The sequence below is a fragment of the Bacillus sp. YBsi01 genome (genome assembly GCF_038406745.1).
GTDB lineage: Bacteria > Bacillota > Bacilli > Bacillales > Bacillaceae > Bacillus > Bacillus siamensis.
Genome location: NZ_CP151679.1, coordinates 525,296 through 547,830 on the forward strand (window position 1 = coordinate 525,296; position 22,535 = coordinate 547,830).

Below are 22,535 nucleotides of genomic sequence, written 5' to 3' on the forward strand. Positions count from 1 at the left end.
GGCCGGAAAATCCCTTCTCAGCATGTAATGACGGGCAGAGACATCTGTGATAGAATTATGAATGATTATTCATTCAATAAAAGGGGTGGGGTTATTATGGATAAGAAAGCGGTAATCATTACAGGCGGTTCAAGTGGCATGGGAAAAGCAATGGCGAAAAAACAGGCTGAACTGGGATGGCACGTCATGGTGACAGGGAGGAACCAGGAAGCACTTGAGGAAACTAGAAAAGAAATTGAGACCTTTGAGGGACAGGTTGCCTGTTTTCAAATGGATGTCCGTTCAGAATCCGCCGCTTCAGACATGATGACAGAAGCGGTAAAGGTCTTTGGCCGGCTTGATGCGCTGATTAACAATGCGGCCGGTAATTTTATTTGCCCGGCAGAAAAGCTGACGCCCAACGGATGGAAAGCGGTTATTGAGATTGTTTTAAACGGCACTTTTTTTTGCAGCCAAGCCGCGGCAAGGTATTGGATCGAGCAAAAGCAGAAGGGTGTCATATTGAATATGGCCGCCACATACGCATGGGGAGCGGGAGCAGGGGTCGTTCATTCCGCTGCAGCCAAAGCGGGGGTATTGTCACTGACAAGAACGCTGGCCGTTGAATGGGGGAGCAAATACGGCATCCGCACAAACGCGATAGCCCCAGGCCCGATTGAACGAACAGGCGGTGCGGAGAAGCTGTTTGAATCGGAAAAAGCAATGTCCCGCACTATGAACAGTGTCCCGCTTGGCCGGCTGGGCACACCGGAAGAAATCGCCGCGTTGGCAGCGTTTTTGCTATCCGATGAAGCGTCCTACATAAACGGGGATTGTATCACAATGGACGGCGGGCAGTGGCTGAATCCTTATCCGTTTTAATTTTTCATATATTGACTATTTTGCAAAACAAGCGAACGTCAAAGCCGGCCGTTCGCTTGTTTTATTTTCTATTCAAAATTATGATATAATTTTGAAAGATTAAGGGGCCATTAATTGAAGAAATTATTAAAATGGTTCGTTGTACTATTTTTAAGCAGTTTAGTTATCATCTTTAATATTTGGTACTTTATGATTTGTGCTTTTACTCCAGAGTATTATCAAAATACCCATCTTACATCTGATGAAATAATCAGATTTGAAAAGCTATATCACATCGATTTTCCTGATGAAACGAAATTTATTAAAGCCAGGGAGTATTTGAGCGGGCTCGGAGGCGATACATCGGCTGTATTATATGTGTCTCTCCCGACCAAGCTGGCGGAAACAAATTTATCTGATTATACGTATATGCCAATAAATCATACTGATCATGCCGGTTCAATGTATGGAGTTGACGTTTCCAAGAGTGTTGGCGGGTTCACAACCCTTACATTTGGCACGTTAGATAAAAAAGGAACTTTCTTTCAGTTGAAACATGAGGATGATTGGATATATAACAGAACTGATTGGAGCCATTATTTTTGGACAGCTGCCGGTTATAATGCTCTTATATTTATACTTTTATTTGTGATTGTGAAACAAATGAACAACGTCCTTAATGAACCGGTCTAAAGAGTGATCTTAAAAATGTCCCCCTTTTACTTTAAGCTGCTGCCATACTGCCTCCTTTTCCCCTAATCTAAACATTTGTGGTGCTGATATAATTGTGTATAATCAGACAAAGATAGAGAAGCAGGTGATAACATGTTGGACCCACTTGATATACTGACGAATATTGATGATGTCATTCCGTATTACCAAGCGATTTTTAACGCTGAGGAACAAAGAGTCGTAGGCTACGAAGTGCTTGGCCGGATTTTGGCAGATGCGGAGATTGAGAGCCTAGGGCCGTTTTTCTTAGATTCCGGCATTCCGGAAGAATATAAGCTTGAGGTCGATGACAGAGTCATCAGGCAGGCGCTGGAGAGGTTTAAAGAAGCTGATCGTGATCTGTTGATTTTTATCAATCAGGATGCGAATGTATTAATGCTTGACCACGGCGAAAGCTTTCTTGAGCTTTTGAAAGAATACGAAGAGCAGGGCATTGAATTGAACCGTATTGTGCTTGAGATCACCGAGCACAATTTCGAAGGCGACATTGAACAGCTGTACCATATGCTTGCCTACTATCGTACATACGGCATTAAAATCGCGGTGGACAATATAGGTAAGGAGAGCAGCAACCTGGACAGAATCGCGCTCCTTTCACCGGACCTTCTGAAAATAGATTTGCAGGCGCTGAAGGTATCTCAGCCGTCACCATCCTATGAGCATGTGCTGTACAGCATTTCATTGCTGGCGAGAAAAATCGGCGCCGCGCTGCTGTATGAAGATATAGAAGCTGATTTCCAGCTCCAGTACGCATGGAGAAACGGAGGCCGATTTTTTCAAGGCTATTATCTGCAGGCGCCGAGCGGCGATTTTATAGACCGCAGCCTGTTAAAAGCACGCTTGAAAACAGAGTTTCAGCAATTTATCACGAGAGAAAAAAAGAAGCTGGAGACAGTATACGAACACTCTGAGAATTTTTATAAGCGGGTCAATCAGGCAGTTTCCGAGCTGAAGAAAACCCATCAGGCGGATGATGAGTTTATTAAGAAACTGGCGGAAAACCTGACGGACTGCTGCTTCAGAATTTATATGTGTGATGAAGAAGGCTATCAGCTGACGGGAAATGTGTTCAAGCAATCCGGCGAATGGCTTTATCAGCCTGAATACATGGAGAAAAACTGGAGCTGGCGTCCGTACTTTCTAGAAAACATCATGAAGATGCGTAATTCAAGAAAAGGCTTTTTCAGTGACCTGTACAGTGATATTGAAACGGGTGAGATGATCAGAACCTTTTCATACCCGATGGATGACAATATGTATTTATTTATCGATCTGCCTTACTCTTATTTATATGAACAGGACGGATTACTATAAAGCGGCTGCTGTAAGCCGCTTTTTTTTATAAATGTGAAAAAGTTTAAAAAAACGATTGACAATGATACTGATAATCATTATCATTTAGTTATAGAGAGAAGTTACTCTCTGTTCCCCAACCCCTCTATCAGATCAAGATCCGAAAAAGCTTGGCGCTACCCCCGCCAAGTTTTTTTATGCCTTCCAGCGCATAAAAAGGCTTCTTCTCACATACATCTGACAATGGCGGCTCAAAAAGCGAAAAATCATTTATAAAAGGTGTATGACATTCCGAAAAAAGCTTCAAACTATTCGAAAACACGGTTTTCCCGTTTATTTTCTTATTGAAAATCCAGCGGGAAAATGCCATCCCGGTCTACTTTATGGTATGATGCTCTGTAGAACTTGTATTATAATAAATACTTGTTGATTTGAAGTTGTTTTTTGAAAGGAGTCTTTTTTTAGAATGTCACAATTAATGGGTATCATCACACGGCTGCAAAGTCTGCAAGAAACAGCCGAAGCGGCTAATGAGCCGATGCAGCGTTACTTCGAAGTAAATGGTGAGAAAATATGCAGTGTTAAATATTTTGAAAAGAATCAAACGTTTGAGCTGACGGTTTTCCAAAAAGGTGAAAAACCTAACACATATCCGTTTGATAACATTGACATGATTTCTATTGAAATTTTTGAGCTCCTTCAGTAATTTGGTTTGATTTTTCAGGCTGACCAAGCTTCCCGTCTTCCGCAAGCGGAGCTTTATTAAATCATGCAAAGGAACCGTGCTCGTTCGTTTGGTTGTAGATTTTGGAAAGAGGAGTGTCCGTACATGGCTGATTCTTTTCTGTTTTATAATCTTTCTGAGGCACAGATGACCTTTCAAGACGTGATGGAGCGGCTGAAACGCTTTGTCAATAAAGACCCCCGATCAGCATACGTGCTGTCTGTGGGGACTGATTCACAAGTTTACCGCGACTTCACGAAGTTTATTACGGCTATACACTTGCACCGTACAGGCAAGGGAGCTTGGGGCTGTTTGAAAAATCACGATCTCGCCAGACCGATACATAGCCTTCGCGAAAAAATTTCGCTGGAAACCGCATTCAGCCAGGAGATGGCTGCGCATATCCTCGACGGACGTTTCATGGAAATTACCGATTTGCTCCTGCCTTTCGCTGATGAAGGAGCGGATCTTACATTTGAAGTGCACTTAGATATCGGCCAAAAAGGGCTGACAAAAGAATTGATACAAGAAATGACCGGCCGTATTACCTCGATGGGCATTGAAGCGAAAATCAAGCCCGATTCCTGCACAGCATTCAGTTATGCCAATCGTTACACAAAATAATATGTCATACAGAATCCGCAAATTGTCGAATTATGCGGTTGACGATTTTTTTCTGTTTACTTATCCTAGCGGTAGAGCTGAAAGCAAATATCATCTTGCTTTCAGAGGTATTCAGTTAAAAATAGGGGGCCTGATTACGTATGAGTCTTATCGGTGAACGATTTACGGAAGAAGAACAAAAACTTCTGCTGAATATCCTGATCAATCATGAATATGCCATTGAGCTTTTGACCAGCGAAATCAACGATATAGAAGCAGGGTCAAAAAGCGTTGATGGAACCACTTATAAAAAACTCGTAACGCTTTATGACCGTTTCCGGAACGAAAATTAATCAGCGGCCTATAAATTGATACTCGATTGCAAAGAGTATCTTTTTTATTGACGGAAACTTTTCGACAAAAAATGATAATGTTTATATTATTGCGATATAGGGAATACATGTCTTGATGAAAAATGTAAAGGGGTCGAAGTGACATGATTAGCTTACAATCAGATCAGCTTCTTGATGCAACAGTCGGACAATTTATGATCGAGGCGGATAAAGTGGCGCACGTACAAGTCGGAAACAACCTTGAGCATGCTCTTTTAGTGCTGACGAAAACCGGCTATACCGCTATTCCAGTCCTTGACGCTTCGTACCGTCTGCACGGTTTGATCGGCACAAATATGATTATGAACAGCATTTTCGGACTTGAGCGGATTGAGTTTGAGAAGCTGGATCAAATTACGGTTGAGGAGGTCATGCTGAAAGACATTCCCCGTCTCCACATCAATGATCCGATTATCAAAGGGTTCAGCATGGTCATTAACAACGGCTTTGTCTGCGTTGAAAATGATGAAGGTGTCTTTGAAGGCATCTTTACGAGAAGAGTCGTATTAAAGCAGCTGAGCAGTCATATCAGGTCATTGAATAAGTAGGCTCGCACGATCAGCCTATTTGTTCTTTGCATGCCAGAAAAAGAAAACGTATACATATTGGTCGCACTTGCTTCGGCAGCCTTTAATTTATTAGAATGGTAGATAAGAAATACGAGAAGGCATTGAAAAGGAGGACGACATGCAGCTTCATGAGCTTCATATGCTCGTAATTTTAGCTGAGGAATTAAACATGAGGAAGGCTGCCGAACGGTTATTCGTGTCACAGCCGGCTCTGTCCCAGCGATTGCAGACCATTGAAAAAGCCTGGGGAACAAAGATCTTTCTAAGATCTCAAAAAGGACTCACGGTAACGCCGGCAGGAGAAAAAATCATACAATTTGCAAATGATGTCACGGACCGGCAAGAGAGAATAAGAGAAAATATTGATGAACTTGAAGGGGAAATTCACGGCACATTGAAGCTTGCCGTCGCCTCCATTATCGGGCAGCACTGGCTTCCGAAAGTGTTAAAAACATATGTGGAGCGATATCCGAATGCAAAGGTTTCCCTCATTACAGGATGGAGCAGCGAAATGCTGAAAAGTCTGTATGAAGATCAGGTACATATCGGCATCATCCGGGGAAACCCGGAATGGAAAGGCCGAAAAGAATATCTAATGACCGATCATTTATATTTGGTCGATACGGAAATTTCCTGCATTGATGATATAGCCCATACCGACCGGCCGTTTATCCAGTTCAAAAGTGACAGTACATATTTTCAGGAAATTCAGCATTGGTGGCATCAAAAATTCAAAACCTCGCCGAAACAGACGATCCTCGTCGATCAGATTGAAACGTGCAAGCAGATGGCGCTGCACGGAATCGGTTATGCCATTTTGCCGTCAGTCACCTTAGATGAGGAAGACAAAGTAAATAAAATGCCCCTGCTTGATGCAAAGGATCATCCGATCGGCCGCGACACATGGCTGCTCGGTTATGAGCCGGCATTTGAATTAAAACAGGTGCAGGCTTTCGTTTCTGTCATCAAAGATATGCTGAAGCAGGAGAGCCCTTTTTAGAAAGACAGCAATAGGCTGTCTTTTTTTATTTTTTATTGACAATGAAAATCATTATCATTTAAAGTAGTGTATATGTTATTGAAAATCATTATCAATTACGGGGTGATCATATGCAGAAAGCATTAATGATATACGCAAGCATGTCGGGGAATACGGAGGATATTGCCGGCATTATAAAAGAAACACTGAGCGAGCATCAGATTGCAATTGACTGCCTTGACATGGATGAGGCAGATGCGGATTGTCTCGAAGCATATGATTATGTTTTTGTCGGCACATACACATGGGGAGATGGTGATCTTCCTTACGAAGCGGAAGATTTTTATGAAGATATTCTGCACCGTCAGCTCAACGGACTGAAAACGGCTTGTTTCGGTTCAGGCGATCACGCCTATCCGAAGTTTTGTGAAGCGGTTACGCTGTTTTGCGATGCGTTTGAACAGGCCGGAGCCAATTTATATCCGGAAACGCTGAAAATCGAATTGGCGCCTGAGACGGCTGAGGATCAGGAATGCTGCAAAGAATTTGTCCGCGGTTTTCTTGCATGGGCCGCTCACCAAGGAGACCGGTGCCATGTTTCATAAAGGCGCGACGGCTGTCATGGCATCAGTGTCTTCAGGCTTTTTTGTCGCAGTAAAAGACGAAGGCATTTTTCATTTTTCTGCAGAAGAAGGCTGGAAAAGGCTGTACCGGATGAAAAGCAAGATTCATGTGCTGACCTACATCGGGCCTTACATATTCGCGGCGGGGGAAAAAGGCGCCGTCCTCAGATCGGCCGATCAGGGAAAGACCTGGACGGCATCCCGATTTCCGACCAGCGCCTCCGTTTGGGCCGTTGCCGGGCGGAATGACGGGTTCGTCTGTGCACACGGCACGCACTGCCTCTACTTATCTGATGATTTCGGCGTCACTTGGCATGTGGCTAAGCCCTTTGCACATTTAAAGGAACCGCCTGTCATCCGCTCGCTTTGTTTGCACGGTCAGACGATTTATATCGGCACCCGGATTCATATGAATTATGGCGGCATTTGGGCGTACGATCTGACAGAAGGCCGCATCCGGCGTATAAGCCGTGAAAGACAGCGCATGACGGCTTCCATGCTTATGTACAAGAAGGACTGGCTCATTGCCGCAAAGGGTGCGGCAAAGGGAGAACGGGGCGAGGTTGCCGTCCGAAACGTACGGACGGACGAGGCGTTTGTCATTACAGCCGCGCCTGCCGTACGGGAAAAATCATTTCTCGACGTTTCTGAGGATGACGGTATTATTTATGTCACTTCGGCACAGGACGAAAACGGATTTTCGCGCATTTACCAAGCTGATTTCGCCGCCGGAGAATTAAAATGGTTTGATACGATCCGCGGTCACGGATGGCGGGTGGCCAATCAGAAAGAAAGCTTTTTTTGCGCGGGCCTTTACGAATGTAAGTTTGTCAGACCGTATGAGGCGGACCGGCTCGCACATTAGTTTCTATACATAAAGGAGAGACGGAGATGGGGAAAGTATTGCTTGTTTATGCGACAATGTCAGGAAACACCGAGGCAATGGCGGATTTGATTGAAAAAGGGCTGATCGAAGCACAAGCATCCGTAGACAGATATGAAGCGATGGATATCGATGCCGAACTTTTTAATGACTATGAGTATATTTTATTAGGCACATATACGTGGGGAGACGGGGATCTTCCTGATGAAATGCTCGATATCGCTGAGGATATGGAAAACCTGGATTTTGCAGGAAAAACATTTGCTCTGTTCGGTTCCGGAGATACGTCCTACGCGTTTTTTTGCGGAGCGGTTGACGAATTGGAAAAAGTGATCACAGCCCGGGGAGGATGGGTGGTGCTGCCACCGGTCAAAATTGAAAACAATCCTGAAGGCAGCGAGGAAGAAGAGCTCAGGGAATTCGGAAGACAGTTTGCCGCATTGTGCAGACAGCCGGCAGAATAAAGGCTTGTTCCTTTTTTTCTTGTTTTTGCATCCTTCCTTTGTTACAGTAATGAGGTAGAAAATCAGAGGAGGACAATACATATGAAAATGATGGATGCAAATGAAATTATTTCATTTATTCAAAATAGTACAAAATCAACGCCTGTAAAAGTGTATGTAAAAGGCGATCTTGAGGGAATCAGCTTTGGCGATTCCGCTAAAACATTCCTGAACGGCCAATCCGGCGTTGTTTTTGGCGAATGGGCTGACATTAAAGCGGCAATTGAAGAAAACAAAGAAAAAATTGAGGATTACGTCGTTGAAAATGACCGTCGCAACTCTGCGATTCCGATGCTTGACTTGAAAGATGTAAAAGCGCGCATCGAGCCCGGCGCTATTATCCGCGACCAAGTCGAAATCGGCGACAATGCCGTTATCATGATGGGGGCGTCCATTAATATCGGTTCAGTCATCGGCGAAGGCACAATGATTGATATGAACGTTGTGCTCGGAGGACGCGCGACTGTCGGAAAAAACTGTCACATCGGAGCGGGTTCTGTATTAGCGGGCGTTATTGAGCCGCCAAGCGCTAAGCCTGTTGTCGTGGAAGATGACGTTGTAATCGGCGCAAATGCGGTTGTGCTTGAAGGCGTAACAATCGGAAAAGGCGCGGTTGTCGCTGCGGGAGCCATCGTAGTAAATGACGTTGAGCCATATACCGTTGTAGCAGGAACACCAGCGAAAAAAATCAAAGATATCGATGAAAAAACAAAAGGCAAAACAGAAATCAAACAGGAATTACGCCAGCTGTAAGGAATGGTTTGATAGAATGGGCGTGGATGATAAAATCCACGCCTTATTCTTATCTTAAGGAGGAATACATATGGAAAAAGAGCGGCTCATAGCGATCCGGAGAGATCTGCACCGCATCCCGGAAATCGGCTTTCAGGAATATAAAACACAGCAGTACCTGCTGAATATATTGAAACAATATCCAGAAGAACGAATTGAAATCGAAACGTGGAGAACCGGTATCTTTGTCAAAGTCAACGGCACGGCTCCGGAAAAAATGCTCGCCTACAGAGCGGATATAGACGCTTTGTCGATTGAAGAACAGACGGGGCTTCCATTTGCATCTGAACATCCCGGTTTTATGCACGCATGCGGCCACGATATGCACATGACCATCGCGCTCGGCATTATTGATCACTTTGTCCATCACCCGGTCAAGCATGATCTGCTCTTTTTATTCCAGCCGGCTGAAGAAGGACCGGGCGGAGCGGAACCGATGCTTGAAAGCGATGTGCTGAAAAAATGGACGCCGGATTTGATCACGGCTCTCCATATAGCACCTGAGCTGCCGGTCGGCACAATCTCTACCAAAAGCGGTTTGCTGTTTGCCAATACGAGCGAGCTTGTCATCGACCTTGAGGGGAAAGGCGGACATGCGGCATATCCGCATACAGCAGACGACATGGTCGTCGCCGCAAGTACACTTGTCACGCAGCTGCAGACGGTCATATCCAGAAATACGGACCCGCTTGACAGCGCGGTAATTACTGTCGGAACGATTACCGGAGGCACGGCGCAAAATATCATCGCAGAGCATGCTCATCTGGAAGGAACGATCCGGACGCTTTCTGAAGAATCAATGCGTATGGTGAAAAAGCGGATTGAAGAACTCGTCAAAGGAATTGAAATCGGCTTCCGCTGCAAAGGGAAGGTCACGTACCCGTCCGTTTATCATCAGGTTTATAATACAAGCGGCCTGACCGAAGAATTTATGCAATTTGTCAGTGAGCATCATCTTGCAGAAGTGAAAACGGCGAAAGAAGCGATGACCGGAGAAGATTTCGGGTATATGCTGAAAAAATACCCCGGCTTCATGTTCTGGCTCGGTGCCGATTCTTCCCACGGGCTTCATCACGCAAAGCTGAATCCGGATGAAGATGCGATGGAAACCGCAGTAAATGTCATGGTCGGATATTTTTCGGAGTATGCCAATTAAATCCGAAAAGAAGAATAATCTAACAAAAATTGAGCATTCTACGTAACGGAGGTGTTCAATATGACGAAAAAAATTGGAATTGAACAATCTTTATCGGATGTAGAACAGGCGTTAAAACAAAAGGGATATGACGTAGTGATGATGAAGACTCCTGAGGATGCGAAGGATTGTGACTGCTGTGTCGTAACCGGACTTGACAGCAATGTCCAAGGCATTGCCGATACGTCAACTCAGGCTCCCGTCATTACGGCTTCCGGAATGACAGCTGACGAAATCTGCAGCGAAGTAGAAAAAAAATTTCATTAAAAAGAAAAAACCGAAGCTTATGCTTCGGTTTTTCTATTCGGCAGAAGCGGCGTTTTTCAAACGGTCGAGCGCGATTTTCATTTCTCTCCGCAGCACGCGTTCAACCCGCCATTGCTCCATATTTTCTGTTTTGGCGATGATTCTGATGACCATTTCTGATGTGCTTAAATCCTGAACCCCGATGACGTCCGGTCCTTCCTTAATCTGCGGAAGCTCAAGGGCTGCTTTGTCACAGGCGTTTTGCAGGACTTGAATGGTTTCATCAAGATTTTTTTCAAGCGGCACCTTAATATCGACAAGCGCCTGCATCGTTCCGCGAGAATGGTTGCTCACATTTGTGATCCCCCGGTTGGGAAGATAGTGAAGCGTGCCGTCAAAGCTCCGGATTTGCGTCGTACGCAGACCGACCTGCTCGACAATGCCGCTGTAGCTGGCAACCGTAATATAATCACCGACATCGATCTGTTTTTCCAAAAGGATAAAAAATCCGGTGACAATGTCACTGACAAGTCCCTGAGCGCCAAAGCCGACTGCAAGACCGACCACGCCGGCGCCTGCAATGAGAGCGCTCGGATTGTAGTGAAATAAATCCAATATCATGACGATAAAAACGAAAATCAGTATGTATCCGTACACATTCAGCGCGAGACTCCGCAAAGTATAAGCGCGGCCCGTAGAAAGGTTATTTTGCTGCTCGAATTTCTGAAACAGATGTTTAATCAGCTTTTTGCCTGCCGTCCGGAAAATAAAATACGCTAAAATAATAAGTGCCAGCTTTACGATAAAAATCCCCGCAGAAGTGATGAGCCCGGCCCAATCAAAGTGTTTTAAATCAATCATAGTGATGTCTTCCTTTCAAGTCTATTGCAGAAAAAGCTAAAAGTTACTTACCCGTTTTACAATAGGATAAACCTTTTAATAGAAATCAGTTTTTTACAGTTATGATTTATTCTATTGAACGGTTTCAATCTCATTATTTTCGTGAAGATACTAACTAAAGAATCTCCGCTCTCATTTTAACATGTCGGTTCAGCCAAATCATTTACTTTGGAGGGAAAACACCCGGATGTTGCCCGAGCGAAATGAGAGTGCGGACGAAAGATCACAAATCTTTTTCATAAGGAGGGACATCAGATGAAATTACATCAGCAAATGCCTGAATTGACAGGCGCCAAAGCCTGGATTAACGGAGAAGTCACGAAGGAACAGCTGATCGGTGAAAAGCCGGCATTGATTCACTTCTGGTCCGTCAGCTGCGGCATGTGTAAAGAAGCGATGCCTGAGGTGAACGGGCTTCGTAATAAATATAAAGATCAGCTGAATGTGGTAGCCGTTCATATGCCCCGTTCCGAAGATGATCTTGACCTTGAGAAAATCAAGGAAACAGCGGCTGAACACGATATCTCTCAGCCGATTTACGTGGACAGCGATCATACGCTGACTGAAGCATTTGAGAATCAATATGTGCCGGCTTATTACGTTTTTGATAAAACCGGACAGCTTCGTCATTTTCAAGCGGGAGGAGCCGGGATGACAATGCTTGAAAAACGCGTCAGCCGCGTACTTTCAGAAATGGAGCAGGCTTCTGAATAATTGGGACAATCTCCGTCGGACTATTGTCTCGGTTCTGCAAACCCTTTGCCGTTAGGTAATAGGGTTTTTTGTGCTGATTAGATAAAAAATTCCAAAAGGACATGTGTGATTGTTGAGCTGGAGTGAAAACGAAAATGAAGAAAAACGGGAGAAAACACGCTGTATCGCATGTTTTCTCCATATCTTTAGCTTTTACATATTATAGTCGAAAATTGTAGATATTACGCTAATTTTCATTAAACAAGTAATTTCAAGTTATATTTTGAAGGGTTTGAACAAAATGGAACATCGCCCAGAATCCCCTATATGACGAGGGTTTTTGTATAGAAAGTACCATTTTCAGAAAATAAGCAATTTTTCATAGAGTAAATAAAATAGTAAAATGCTAAAATAATAGTTGATAAAATTACTTTTGTAATCTAATATCTAAATAAAAGCGTTTAAATTTTTGACAGGGGGTTTTACACATGTTTAATGAAAGAGAAGCGCTGCGCTTACGTTTAGAACAATTGAACGAGGCAGAGGTAAAAGTCATTCGTGAATATCAAATAGAACGAGATAAAATATATGCAAAACTGAGAGAATTAGACAATACGGGCAGCCTGTCTGATACAAAAAAAGAGTTTCGTCCGGAGAAAAAAAGCGACTCTCTCCCAGTGCTTGCAGAGCTTGCGGCACAGGAAATGAGAAGCTACCAAAAGCCGCAGACACAGCCTCAATCCTCCCAGCCGCAAATGCAGTCTATTACGTCCCTTCCCGCCGGCATTCCGGATGGTTCTACAAGAAGAAGAAGAGGGACGGCAAGACCGGGTTCAAAAGCGGCAAAACTGCGCGAAGCAGCCATTAAAACGTTGAAGCGCCACAATGCGGCGATCAAAAGTTCGGAGCTGCAAAAGGAAATTGAGAAGGAAAGCGGCCTTGAAATTCCTAATATGACAACGTTTATGCAAAGTTTAATTAAAATGTATCCGGAAGTGAAAAAACCATACCGCGGCCAATATATTCTTGAGGGAGAAATTTCTCAGGAAACAGAAGAAACGGCAAATGATACGGCTGCTGAATAAAACAGTAAAAAACTGCTTGCGTTACTCAAGCAGTTTTTTTGTGCTGTCCCGCGTATCTTTTAACGCCTTTTTTTCAAGCTTGACGACATATTTCTGGAACGGTTTTTCTTCATCAGCCCGTTCTTTCACCGCGTCCAGCTTTTCTTCAAACGACTGATCACGGGACTCTGATTGTGCAAACTGTTTTTGCAGGGAGATGACTTGTTCGGTGACCGCTTTAAGCAAGTCTTCTGCCTGAACAGTCCCGGCCGCAGCAGAAGGAAGTTCCAGCTCTTTTTCTGCCGGTTCCGCCGTCCGGCTGTCAATATCAGCAAAATGACCGGCAATCCAAGCATCACTTTCGTCCAGCTGTCTTTTGTACGAGAGAATGGTTTCTTGAAATAACTTTTCTTTCGTTTTTTCTATTTCTACAAGCCGTTCTTTTGTTTCTAGTATTCGATCTCTCATATGATTAATTTCTATTTTAATATGTTTGAGCTGGTATTCTTTTTCTGTCATTTGTGTTTGGAGCCGGATATTTTCTTCTGCAGCAGCCTGAAAACGCCGTTTCGTATCTTCGTGAGAAGTCTGTTCGGTTTCCATGGCGGTCTCAAGTGAGCGGATACGGGTATGTAAGTTTTTATTTTCTTCTTCAAATTTTACATTCGTAAGATGGAGACGGTGTTTTTCTTCCATCTCATTTTTCCGCCGAAACGTTTCCTTCTGCAGCAGTTCTTGCAGAATGACGATTTTATCGAGCAGCCCGGCCCTGATTTCATGCAGAGACCGTTCCGTGTTACTTGTCTGTTTGTGTTTTTGAGCCATTGCTTCCAGTTCGTCAGTAAGCTTGTGAAGCCGCTCTTTAATATTGGCGTTTTCCTCCTGAAGCTTATTGTTTTTTTGATGAAAGTAGCTTGCTTCAAACTCCGAAATCAGTTTTCTGCATCTCGAAAGTTCTGACTTCAAATAAAGGTTCTCTTGAGAAGTGTCGTGGAAAAACGGACCTGATATTTTCATAAGAACCATCTCCCTCATGATGTTAACACTACAATATGGAATAGGACAGACGGCTATTCCTCTTAATTAAATTGACAAGCACTGTAATATTGTATTTCGGCTGAGGCGTTTGCTATGCTTTTATATAGAATGGGGAGAGATGACATGAAACAGGTGAATGTAATATTAGCAGGGGGAGCTTCCCGAAGGTTCGGGGAACCGAAAGCTTTTGCAAAGTGGAAGGGCGGCATGTTTTATGAGCAGGCGAAAAAAGCCTTCGGCTGCGGAGAGACGGTGATTATCAGCCGCCCTGAACATATAAAAAAGTTCTTAGCAAACAAAGAGAGACATGTTTTCTCCGATGTGCCGCAGTTTCGGGGAATGGGGCCGCTGGCCGGCATATATACGGCAATGAAACAAACGGAAGGCGAAACATACACGGTCATATCCTGTGACACGCCGCTCGTGACTAGAAAGACCATGGCAGCGCTTGAAATGAAGCTGACCGGAAATGTGGACGCTGTCATTCCGATTTGTGAAAACAGAGCGCAGCCTCTCTTGGCTGTTTATCATAAACGGGTGCAAGAGGTGCTTTTTGATCAGCTGGCACAAAACAAGCTGAAAATGGCAGACACGCTGAAACATCTGTCTGTCTGTTATGTGCAGGCTGAAGACATCAGCGCCGGGCCGGAAGAGTTCGTCAATATCAACACCCGGGATGATTACGCCAGACTTTTGGCGCTTATCGAGTCTTCACATCAGGACTGATGGTGAGGAAACATGGTATGATGGAAATAAAAATGCAAGGGGACAACACAGATGGAAGAGCGCTATTCGCGGCAGACAAGATTTAAGCCGATAGGGGAAAAAGGGCAGAAGGCGCTGGCTGACAGCAGTGTCCTGATTGTCGGGGCCGGGGCCCTCGGAACAGCCGCAGCAGAGGGGCTGGCAAGAGCCGGAGCAGGCCGTATGGCGATTATTGACCGGGATTATGTGGAATGGAGCAATTTACAAAGACAGCAGCTGTATACAGAAGAAGACGCGAGAGGACGCCTGCCGAAAGCCGTGGCGGCTAAGACGCGTCTTTTGGCGATAAACAGTGACATACATATAGATGCTTATGCGGCTGAAGGTACGGCGGAAACGCTCGAACCGCTGATCGAACAAGCGGATTGCATCGTGGATGCGACAGATAATTTTGAAACGAGAATGGTCATCAATGATCTGGCGCTGAAAACGAAAACGCCTTGGATTTACGGTGCCTGTGTCAGCAGTCAGGGGATGTGTATGACGATTATCCCGGGGGTTACGCCGTGTTTATCCTGTCTGTTTGAGCAAATACCCGTGGGCGGAGCGACATGTGATACAGCAGGGATCATACCTCCGGCGGTTCATATCGTCTCTGCTTATCAGCAGGCTGAGGCGCTGAAATTGCTGACAGGTAACCATGAAGCGGTAAATCGGCGCTTTTTTACGTTTGATGTGTGGAATAACACCAATATGAGCGTAAATGTGGATCAGACCAAACGGGATCATTGCCCTTCCTGCGGCGCGGAGCCCGTATACCCGTACCTGCAGCCTGAAAATAGGCCAAAAGCAAGCGTGCTGTGCGGAAGAGACACCGTTCAAATCAGATCGGAAGCGTTAAAGAGGCTGGACAAAGAAGAGCTCGTCAAACGTCTGAAGCAGATCGGCAAAGTCGAAGCAAATGAATTTCTGCTGCACATGGCATACGAACGCTTCAGGATCGTTATTTTTCAAGACGGACGGGCTCTGATTCACGGTACAAACGACATCAAAGAAGCAAATTCAGTTCTGGCCAGAGTGATCGGACTGTAGTAAGGGGAGGTATTGCTATGCTTGAAAAAAGAACGCCGATTCAGGTGGGCGAAGCAGTCCGCCGGGTGAGCCGATATAAAAAACAGGGGGATACCGAATGGGTGCCGCTGGAGGACAGCCTTCACCGCTATTTGGCAGAAGATGTTAAGGCGGACCATGATGTGCCTGCCTTTGACCGTTCTCCGTATGACGGTTTTGCCATCAGGGCGTGCGATTCAAAGACGGCTTCCCGTGATAATGCCGTCACGTTTGAAGTCATTGACCATATCGGAGCCGGCGCCGTGTCAGAAAAAGAGCTCGGACCGTATGAAGCGGTCCGCATTATGACAGGGGCGCAGATTCCAAAAGGCGCGGATGCCGTAGTGATGCTTGAGCTGACAAAAACGTATTCTGAAAACGGCACGGATTACATGTCGGTGAAACGCCCTTTCCATGCGGGTGATAATATTTCATACCAAGGAGAAGATGCAAAAAAGGGCAGCTCGCTTTTAAAAAAAGGAACGAAAATCACGCCGGGCGTCACCGCTCTTTTGGCAACCTTCGGCTACGCTTCCGTACCTGTGGTGAGAAAGCCGGTGGTCGGGATAATCGCCACGGGAACCGAACTTCTTCATGTAAGCGATCCGCTTGAACCCGGGAAAATCCGCAACAGCAACGCGGCCATGGTGTATGCCCAGATCATTGAAGCGGGTGCGGTGCCGCTGAACTTAGGCAAAATTTCCGATGATTTTGATGACAGTTATGCGGCGGTGAAGGAAGCCATGAAAAAAACCGATTTTCTGATCACGACCGGCGGCGTGTCAGTCGGTGATTTTGATTTTCTTCCTGACATTTATGCTAAGCTTGGAGCGGAAGTTTTATTTAACAAAGTGGCAATGCGCCCGGGGAGTGTGACAACTGTCGCACGGGCTGATGACATGCTGCTGTTCGGCCTTTCAGGCAATCCGTCGGCATGTTACGTCGGTTTCACTCTGTTTGTCAAACCGATGATTCAGTCTTGGCTTCTGAATGAAAAACCTCACGCCGGATGGGCGGAAGCCGTGTTAACAAACGACTTTCCGAAGCCGAATCCGTTTGCGAGATTTGTGAGGGCGTTTGTTTATCATAAGGACGGAAAGATGATGGCGTCACCGGTCGGTCTCGACAAATCAAGCTCAGTCACATCTCTTGCCGAAGCAAACGCGTTTATCCTTCTGCCGGGAGGAACGAGAGGATATGAAGCGGGACGGACGGTTCACGTGCTTCTCATCCGCGATGAGAATGGAAGTGAGTGGCCGTGGTCAATTCTTTCCCGATCGTCCAGATCGTAGGGTTTCAAAACAGCGGTAAAACAACGTTTATCGAACGTATACTGAAAGCGGCGCCGAAAGAATGCACGGTTGGATGTTTAAAGCATCACGGACATGGCGGAGAGCCGGAACCTTTTTCTGACGGAAAGGATTCAGAGCGCTTATCAAAAGCCGGTGCCGCGGTTACGGCAGTAGAAGGGGACGGGGTCTTGCAGCTTACGGCGCGAAAAAAATGGGATCTGGCTGGTTTGATCGGCCTGTATGAATATTTGGGAATCGATTGTCTTCTCATTGAGGGTTTTAAACATGCGCCGCATCCGAAAATCATTATGATTAAAAGCAGCGAAGATTGGCAAAAGCTGAAGCATTTGGAGCGCGTGTTCGCGGTTGTCAGCAGAAGTACGGAGCATATGCCTGCAGATGCGGGCATACCCGTATTCCATGCGGATGATCCGGCTGCCATTATGTTTGTGCTTTCGCAGCTGAAAGGGGGATCTGCATAAATGGAACGTTTTCAAATTACAAGGGAACCTATCATTGCGGAAAATATCGTAAAAAAAGTTGAAAAGCGCGAAGCCGGGGCCATCACAACGTTTATCGGCACGGTCAGAGAGTGGACTGCCGGACGGCGGACGGTGCGTCTTGAATATGAAGCATATGAACCGATGGCTGTTCAAATGCTTTCTCAAATCGGCGATGAAATCAGCGCGAAATGGGAGGGAGCCGAAGCTGCGATCACTCACCGCGTCGGCGTCCTTGATATCGGAGAAGCAGCGGTCGTAATCGCCGTGTCTTCTCCGCACAGAAAGGCGGCATATGAGGCGAATGAATATGCCATTGAACGGATAAAACAGATTGTTCCGATTTGGAAAAAAGAGATCTGGGAAGACGGCGAAGAATGGATAGGCGATCAGCTGGAAACGAGGCCTTATCCGAACGGAAAACCGGATTTAAATAAAGGGGAATCACGATGATTAAAGTACTTTTGTTTGCCGGACTTGCGGAGCAGGCGGGAACGCCGGTCATTGAACTTGACGAAAAGGAGGCGGCAGCGTCTGCTGTAAAAACGCTGTTAAAAGAACGGTACGGCCTTCAGACGATAGACAATGCCATGATCGCAATCAATGAAACTTACGTAAAAGACAACAGCATCGTAACAGAAGGCGATACCATTGCCTTTATCCCGCCTGTAAGCGGAGGGTGAATAAAAGCCGGATGTGCATCATTGCCATCCGGCTTTTTTGCACAGTACGCCGATAACATCGGCAAGAAAGGCTGAATTCCCGGGGGAGACCAAATGGAATTTAAAGGGGATTTTTTATTGTGCCGTTTTCTTTACATACACAGGCTTAAAACGGCGTCACCACAAGATTTTGAGCCTGCTTTCATATCAGTCCGGCGCTGGTCATTTTTTACATAATTATGGAACGTACATTTAAGATTTTGTGTTACAATTTAGCATAAATACGCAAACGGCAAAAAAATTGAAACTTTTATAAGCCGGATGCGTACGTATAAACAGAATAATACATAGGAGGCATCAGCAATATGGAACCAAATCTGGAAAAAAACAATACGGCAGTAACGGAAAAGCCGTCAATTTTCGGCGTCATTACAAGTCCAGTTGTGCAGTTTAAAAGATTAAGAGAACACCCGGTCATCGGCCTTCCTCTCCTGATTGTCATCATTCTCATTGCGGCGGGGAGTATTTTGCGCGGGCTGGGGATGAATTATGAAGAATTACTGACCAGCTCATCTCTTGACGGATTGACCGATGATCAGATTGAAATGACCAAAACCATTGCGAAATTCGGCTCGATTTTCGGAGGGATTTTCGGAGGCATTATCGCTCTCTTTATCGTTCCGCTTATTTATTGGCTGTGCGTCAAAATTTCAGGCGGCGTGACAACTTATAAAAAAATGCTCTCACTCGGCCTCTTTACTGCATTTATTACTAACATCGGCTTAGTCATTAACGGACTTGTCATTTATTTTACCGATGCGGGCTCACTGTACCCTGTCACATCTTTGGCGAGTGTCATACCGGCCGGAGACGGCGTATCGGTCTTTTTAAGCGCGATCGATATTTTCAGCATCTGGAGCTATATTCTGCTCGCTTTAGGTCTGCGCTATACCGGCGGCATTTCTAAAAAAGCAGGCTGGATTTCCGCAATTGTCCTGTTTGTTATTATGCTTTTGGTATCGGCAGTCGGAGGACTGTTAAATTCAGTGGCAGCAGGTGTATAACATGAAAAAACTTTGGATCGGAATCGGCATCGCAGTCATTGTAGCAGTATTCATCAGTATCAATATTTATAAGTCGGCCGCTCCCGCGGGCGGCAGCGCCGGGGAAAAAGTGGATACCGGGACTATGGAAAAAAGAGAAATCTCATCTGCGGTCATGGTTCCGGGAACACTTAAATTCTCCAAAGAACAGTATGTTTTTTATGAAGCGGACAAAGGAACCCTTGATAAAGTAAAAGTAAAAGAAGGCGACAAAGTAAAAAAGGGATCGTCGCTAGTCACTTATACAAACGAACAGCTCAACCTTGATAAAGAGCAAAATGAGTTGACAGAACAATCAAAACGGCTGCAAATGGAACAAATTCAAGAAAAACTGCAAGCCTTAAACAGTAAAGAAACAGATCTGGCAAAACAAGCGGGAGAAGCGGAAGCCAAAAAACAAATTGAATCCGAACGGACTGATCTGCAGCTTCAGCAAAAAACAGCTGAAATTGAATTAAAGCAATCTGACCTGCAAAAGCAATCTCTTGAAAACCAGGTGGCGAACCTCAATGTCAAGAGTGAGATGGACGGGACGGTTATCTCAGTAAATCAAGAAGCCGCTTCTAAAAAATCGGATATTCAAGAACCGGTAATACATATAGGCGACCCGGAACACCTGATCGTTGCCGGCAATTTGTCTGAATACGACACACTGAAAGTGAAAAAGGGACAAAGCGTTACAATAACCTCAGACGCCATTCCGGATAAAACATGGAAGGGAAGAGTGACGGCTGTCGGTCTCGTTCCGGAACAAAAGTCAGGAGCTGCTTCTGGTGAAAGCACGGAACAAGCCGTGCAGTATCCGTTTCAGGTCAAGCTGATCGGAAAGCTTCCGGAGGGCAAACCGGGGTTTAAACTCATTATGAACATTGAAACCGACAAGCGGAAAGCCGATACGCTGCCGTCCTCCGCAGTCAAAAAAGACGGAGATGAGCACTGGGTCTTTACGGTAAAAGACGGGAAGGCCAAACGCGTGAAAGTCAAAGTGGGCGACACCTCGAATCAGTTAACGGAGATAAAAGAGGGACTTTCAAAGAATGATAAAGTCATTCTGAATCCGGCTGACGGTTTGACTGACGGAACGGATGTGAAAGCATAGATGATTCAGCTTTCAAAGGTGAAAAAAAGCTATCAGATCGGCAAGGAAACGTTTGATGTCCTCCGTTCAATCGACCTGACGATTGAAGAAGGGGAATATGTATCCATTATGGGACCGTCGGGATCAGGTAAATCTACGATTATGAATATCATCGGCTGTCTGGACAGACCGACATCAGGCAGTTACAGACTTGCGGGAGAAGATGTATCTTCATGCACGGAAAAAGAGCTTGCGGCGGTCCGGAACAAATCAATCGGATTTGTCTTTCAGCAATTTCAGCTGCTGCCGCGATTGAATGCAAGAAAAAATGTCGAACTTCCCATGATTTACGCAGGTATCGGCAAAAAAGAGCGTGAGGAACGGGCCGAATATGCGCTGGAAAAAGTCGGCTTAGCGGATCGGATGCTTCACATGCCGAATGAGCTGTCCGGCGGCCAAAAGCAGCGTGTCGCGATTGCAAGAGCCATCGTTAACGAGCCGAAGCTCATTTTGGCTGATGAGCCGACCGGCGCGCTGGATACGAAAACAAGCATTTCCATTATGGAGCAGTTCACAGAGCTTAATGCAGAGGGCGTGACCGTGGTGCTTGTCACACATGAGCGTGAAGTGGCGGATTGTACAAACAGAGTGATTTTCGTCCGTGACGGCAGTATCGTTCCCCGCGATTCTGAGCAGAGGAGAGTGGGGGAATGAGCCTGTTAGAAAATCTCCGGATGGCTCTCAGTTCCGTCAGAGCTCACAAGATGAGATCGATTCTGACGATGCTCGGCATCATTATCGGCGTCGGTTCAGTAATCGTTGTTGTGGCTGTCGGGCAGGGCGGAGAGCAAATGCTGAAGCAATCCATCAGCGGGCCGGGCAATACAATTGAATTGTATTATCTGCCGAGCGATGAAGAATTAACAGCCAATCCAAACGCTTTGCAGCAAGCGAGTTTTACAGAAGAAGATATTAATGGATTAAAAGGAGTGGACGGCGTAAAGCAGGTTGTCGCTTCCGCTGTAAAATCAATGACGGCCCGTTATCATGAAGAAGAAACGGACATTACGCTGAATGGCATTAACAGCGGCTACACGGACGTAAAAAAGCTGGACGTTCAGGATGGGCGGACATTTACGGATAACGATTTCCTTTCCGGGAAAAGAGCGGGCATCATCTCGAAAAAAATGGCTGAAAAGCTGTTCGGGAAAACATCTCCGCTCGGAAAAATCGTCTGGGCCGGCGGACAGCCCATAGAAGTAATCGGTGTATTAAAAGAAGAGAGCGGATTTTTATCATTAGGGCTCAGTGAAATGTATGTTCCGTTCAACATGCTGAAAACGTCTTTCGGTACAAATGACTACAGCAACGTTTCGATTCAGACGGAATCCGCTGATCAAATCAAAACGACAGGAAAAGAAGCGGCCCGCCTCTTAAATGACAATCACGGCACAAAAGAGGCCTACCAAGTCATGAATATGGAAGAAATCGCCGCGGGCATCGGTCAGGTCACGACCGTCATGACAACAATCATCGGTTCGATCGCCGGCATTTCTCTCGTTGTCGGCGGAATCGGGGTCATGAATATTATGCTCGTATCAGTAACGGAACGGACAAGAGAAATCGGCGTCCGCAAATCGCTCGGTGCCACGAGAGGACAGATTCTGACACAATTCTTAATTGAATCCGTTGTGCTTACTTTAATCGGCGGCTTAATCGGAATCGGTCTCGGCTACGGGGGAGCATCACTCGTTTCCCTTATCGCGGGCTGGCCGTCGCTCGTTTCCTGGCAGGTGGTTTGTATCGGCGTGCTGTTCAGTATGCTGATCGGTGTCATCTTCGGCATGCTGCCGGCCAACAAAGCATCCCGCTTAGATCCGATTGAAGCGTTACGGTATGAATAGTGAAACCTCCCCATGCAGTCCGCATGGGGTTTTTTCTGTGTTTTAAAGATTGAATGAATATAATAGACTTTTTTCATTTATGATAAAAAGAAATGTCATACAATTGTCCCCC

At 45.6% G+C, this 22,535-nt stretch carries 28 protein-coding genes; 26 read left to right on the top strand and 2 right to left on the bottom strand.

What is annotated here, in order from left to right; genetic code table 11:
- Positions 1–96 precede the first annotated feature (96 nt).
- From fadH to AADZ70_RS03075, 14 genes are all read left to right on the top strand, one after another.
- A complete protein-coding gene (gene fadH / locus AADZ70_RS03010; protein WP_099744297.1) occupies positions 97–861 on the top strand; it encodes a 2,4-dienoyl-CoA reductase in 765 nt (254 codons plus the stop codon).
- Between the two features lie 114 nt (positions 862–975).
- Positions 976–1,533, top strand: coding sequence for a hypothetical protein (locus AADZ70_RS03015; protein WP_342007704.1), 558 nt, complete (start codon positions 976–978; stop codon positions 1,531–1,533).
- Positions 1,534–1,665: 132 nt separating this feature from the next.
- On the top strand, positions 1,666–2,886 hold the full coding sequence (locus AADZ70_RS03020) for an EAL-associated domain-containing protein (RefSeq protein ID WP_007409615.1): 1,221 nt from the start codon (positions 1,666–1,668) through the stop codon (positions 2,884–2,886).
- 445 nt (positions 2,887–3,331) lie between these two features.
- Positions 3,332–3,571, top strand: a complete 240-nt coding sequence (locus tag AADZ70_RS03025; protein WP_003154613.1) for a DUF1797 family protein — start codon at positions 3,332–3,334, stop codon at positions 3,569–3,571.
- 123 nt (positions 3,572–3,694) lie between these two features.
- Positions 3,695–4,213 (top strand): ribonuclease H-like YkuK family protein, encoded by a 519-nt coding sequence (locus AADZ70_RS03030; RefSeq protein ID WP_016936302.1) that lies wholly within the window; start codon positions 3,695–3,697, stop codon positions 4,211–4,213.
- Positions 4,214–4,353: 140 nt separating this feature from the next.
- On the top strand, positions 4,354–4,545 hold the full coding sequence (gene abbA, locus AADZ70_RS03035; RefSeq protein WP_013352076.1) for an antirepressor AbbA: 192 nt from the start codon (positions 4,354–4,356) through the stop codon (positions 4,543–4,545).
- A gap of 143 nt (positions 4,546–4,688) precedes the next feature.
- Complete coding sequence (gene cbpB / locus AADZ70_RS03040; RefSeq protein ID WP_003154608.1) at positions 4,689–5,132, top strand: cyclic-di-AMP-binding protein CbpB; 444 nt, start codon at positions 4,689–4,691, stop codon at positions 5,130–5,132.
- Positions 5,133–5,271: 139 nt separating this feature from the next.
- Positions 5,272–6,153, top strand: a complete 882-nt coding sequence (gene ccpC / locus AADZ70_RS03045; RefSeq protein WP_342007705.1) for a transcriptional regulator CcpC — start codon at positions 5,272–5,274, stop codon at positions 6,151–6,153.
- A gap of 110 nt (positions 6,154–6,263) precedes the next feature.
- Positions 6,264–6,737 (top strand): flavodoxin, encoded by a 474-nt coding sequence (locus AADZ70_RS03050; RefSeq protein ID WP_016936300.1) that lies wholly within the window; start codon positions 6,264–6,266, stop codon positions 6,735–6,737.
- Positions 6,727–7,620, top strand: coding sequence for an exo-alpha-sialidase (locus tag AADZ70_RS03055; protein ID WP_342007706.1), 894 nt, complete (start codon positions 6,727–6,729; stop codon positions 7,618–7,620). Before AADZ70_RS03050 ends, AADZ70_RS03055 begins: the two co-directional genes overlap by 11 nt.
- A gap of 26 nt (positions 7,621–7,646) precedes the next feature.
- Positions 7,647–8,102 carry a flavodoxin gene (locus AADZ70_RS03060; protein ID WP_342007707.1) on the top strand — a complete coding sequence of 152 codons (456 nt, stop codon included), beginning with the start codon at positions 7,647–7,649 and terminating at the stop codon, positions 8,100–8,102.
- An 81-nt stretch (positions 8,103–8,183) separates the two neighbouring features.
- Entirely contained in the window at positions 8,184–8,894 is a 711-nt protein-coding gene (dapD, locus tag AADZ70_RS03065; protein ID WP_047475251.1) for a 2,3,4,5-tetrahydropyridine-2,6-dicarboxylate N-acetyltransferase, read from the top strand.
- 70 nt (positions 8,895–8,964) lie between these two features.
- Entirely contained in the window at positions 8,965–10,089 is a 1,125-nt protein-coding gene (locus AADZ70_RS03070; RefSeq protein ID WP_264820071.1) for an N-acetyldiaminopimelate deacetylase, read from the top strand.
- A gap of 60 nt (positions 10,090–10,149) precedes the next feature.
- Positions 10,150–10,395: a YkuS family protein gene (locus tag AADZ70_RS03075; protein WP_013352084.1), complete on the top strand. Its 246-nt coding sequence runs from the start codon at positions 10,150–10,152 to the stop codon at positions 10,393–10,395.
- Positions 10,396–10,428: 33 nt separating this feature from the next.
- On the opposite strand, the gene AADZ70_RS03080 is transcribed toward AADZ70_RS03075, so the two are convergent.
- Positions 10,429–11,235 carry a mechanosensitive ion channel family protein gene (locus AADZ70_RS03080; RefSeq protein ID WP_047475248.1) on the bottom strand — a complete coding sequence of 269 codons (807 nt, stop codon included), beginning with the start codon at positions 11,233–11,235 and terminating at the stop codon, positions 10,429–10,431.
- Positions 11,236–11,529: 294 nt separating this feature from the next.
- On the opposite strand from AADZ70_RS03080, the gene AADZ70_RS03085 reads away from it, so the two are divergent.
- Complete coding sequence (locus AADZ70_RS03085; protein WP_047475246.1) at positions 11,530–11,988, top strand: TlpA disulfide reductase family protein; 459 nt, start codon at positions 11,530–11,532, stop codon at positions 11,986–11,988.
- Between the two features lie 467 nt (positions 11,989–12,455).
- Positions 12,456–13,052, top strand: a complete 597-nt coding sequence (gene rok / locus AADZ70_RS03090) for a transcriptional regulator Rok (protein WP_047475244.1) — start codon at positions 12,456–12,458, stop codon at positions 13,050–13,052.
- A 21-nt stretch (positions 13,053–13,073) separates the two neighbouring features.
- On the opposite strand, the gene AADZ70_RS03095 is transcribed toward rok, so the two are convergent.
- Positions 13,074–14,048 (bottom strand): hypothetical protein, encoded by a 975-nt coding sequence (locus AADZ70_RS03095; RefSeq protein ID WP_016936291.1) that lies wholly within the window; start codon positions 14,046–14,048, stop codon positions 13,074–13,076.
- 144 nt (positions 14,049–14,192) lie between these two features.
- Here AADZ70_RS03095 and AADZ70_RS03100 point away from each other — a divergent pair, with 144 nt between their 5' ends.
- The 10 genes from AADZ70_RS03100 (at position 14,193) to AADZ70_RS03145 (ending at position 22,423) form a co-directional block, all read left to right on the top strand.
- Complete coding sequence (locus AADZ70_RS03100) at positions 14,193–14,795, top strand: molybdenum cofactor guanylyltransferase (RefSeq protein ID WP_342007708.1); 603 nt, start codon at positions 14,193–14,195, stop codon at positions 14,793–14,795.
- Between the two features lie 51 nt (positions 14,796–14,846).
- Positions 14,847–15,866: a molybdopterin-synthase adenylyltransferase MoeB gene (locus AADZ70_RS03105; protein ID WP_099744288.1), complete on the top strand. Its 1,020-nt coding sequence runs from the start codon at positions 14,847–14,849 to the stop codon at positions 15,864–15,866.
- Positions 15,867–15,883: 17 nt separating this feature from the next.
- Positions 15,884–17,176, top strand: coding sequence for a gephyrin-like molybdotransferase Glp (gene glp / locus AADZ70_RS03110; protein WP_016936288.1), 1,293 nt, complete (start codon positions 15,884–15,886; stop codon positions 17,174–17,176).
- Positions 17,137–17,658 (top strand): molybdopterin-guanine dinucleotide biosynthesis protein B, encoded by a 522-nt coding sequence (gene mobB, locus AADZ70_RS03115; protein ID WP_342007709.1) that lies wholly within the window; start codon positions 17,137–17,139, stop codon positions 17,656–17,658. The genes glp and mobB overlap by 40 nt, the downstream gene beginning before the upstream one ends.
- Positions 17,659–18,129, top strand: coding sequence for a molybdenum cofactor biosynthesis protein MoaE (locus AADZ70_RS03120; RefSeq protein WP_342007710.1), 471 nt, complete (start codon positions 17,659–17,661; stop codon positions 18,127–18,129).
- Positions 18,126–18,359, top strand: coding sequence for a molybdopterin converting factor subunit 1 (gene moaD / locus AADZ70_RS03125; protein ID WP_015417377.1), 234 nt, complete (start codon positions 18,126–18,128; stop codon positions 18,357–18,359). The genes AADZ70_RS03120 and moaD overlap by 4 nt, the downstream gene beginning before the upstream one ends.
- Positions 18,360–18,703: 344 nt before the next feature.
- Positions 18,704–19,402 (top strand): YIP1 family protein, encoded by a 699-nt coding sequence (locus AADZ70_RS03130; protein ID WP_342007711.1) that lies wholly within the window; start codon positions 18,704–18,706, stop codon positions 19,400–19,402.
- A gap of 1 nt (position 19,403) precedes the next feature.
- Positions 19,404–20,540, top strand: coding sequence for an efflux RND transporter periplasmic adaptor subunit (locus tag AADZ70_RS03135; RefSeq protein ID WP_045926919.1), 1,137 nt, complete (start codon positions 19,404–19,406; stop codon positions 20,538–20,540).
- Positions 20,541–21,233, top strand: coding sequence for an ABC transporter ATP-binding protein (locus AADZ70_RS03140; RefSeq protein ID WP_016936282.1), 693 nt, complete (start codon positions 20,541–20,543; stop codon positions 21,231–21,233). It abuts the gene before it with no gap.
- Entirely contained in the window at positions 21,230–22,423 is a 1,194-nt protein-coding gene (locus AADZ70_RS03145; protein WP_342007712.1) for an ABC transporter permease, read from the top strand. The genes AADZ70_RS03140 and AADZ70_RS03145 overlap by 4 nt, the downstream gene beginning before the upstream one ends.
- The last annotated feature ends 112 nt before the right edge of the window (positions 22,424–22,535 follow it).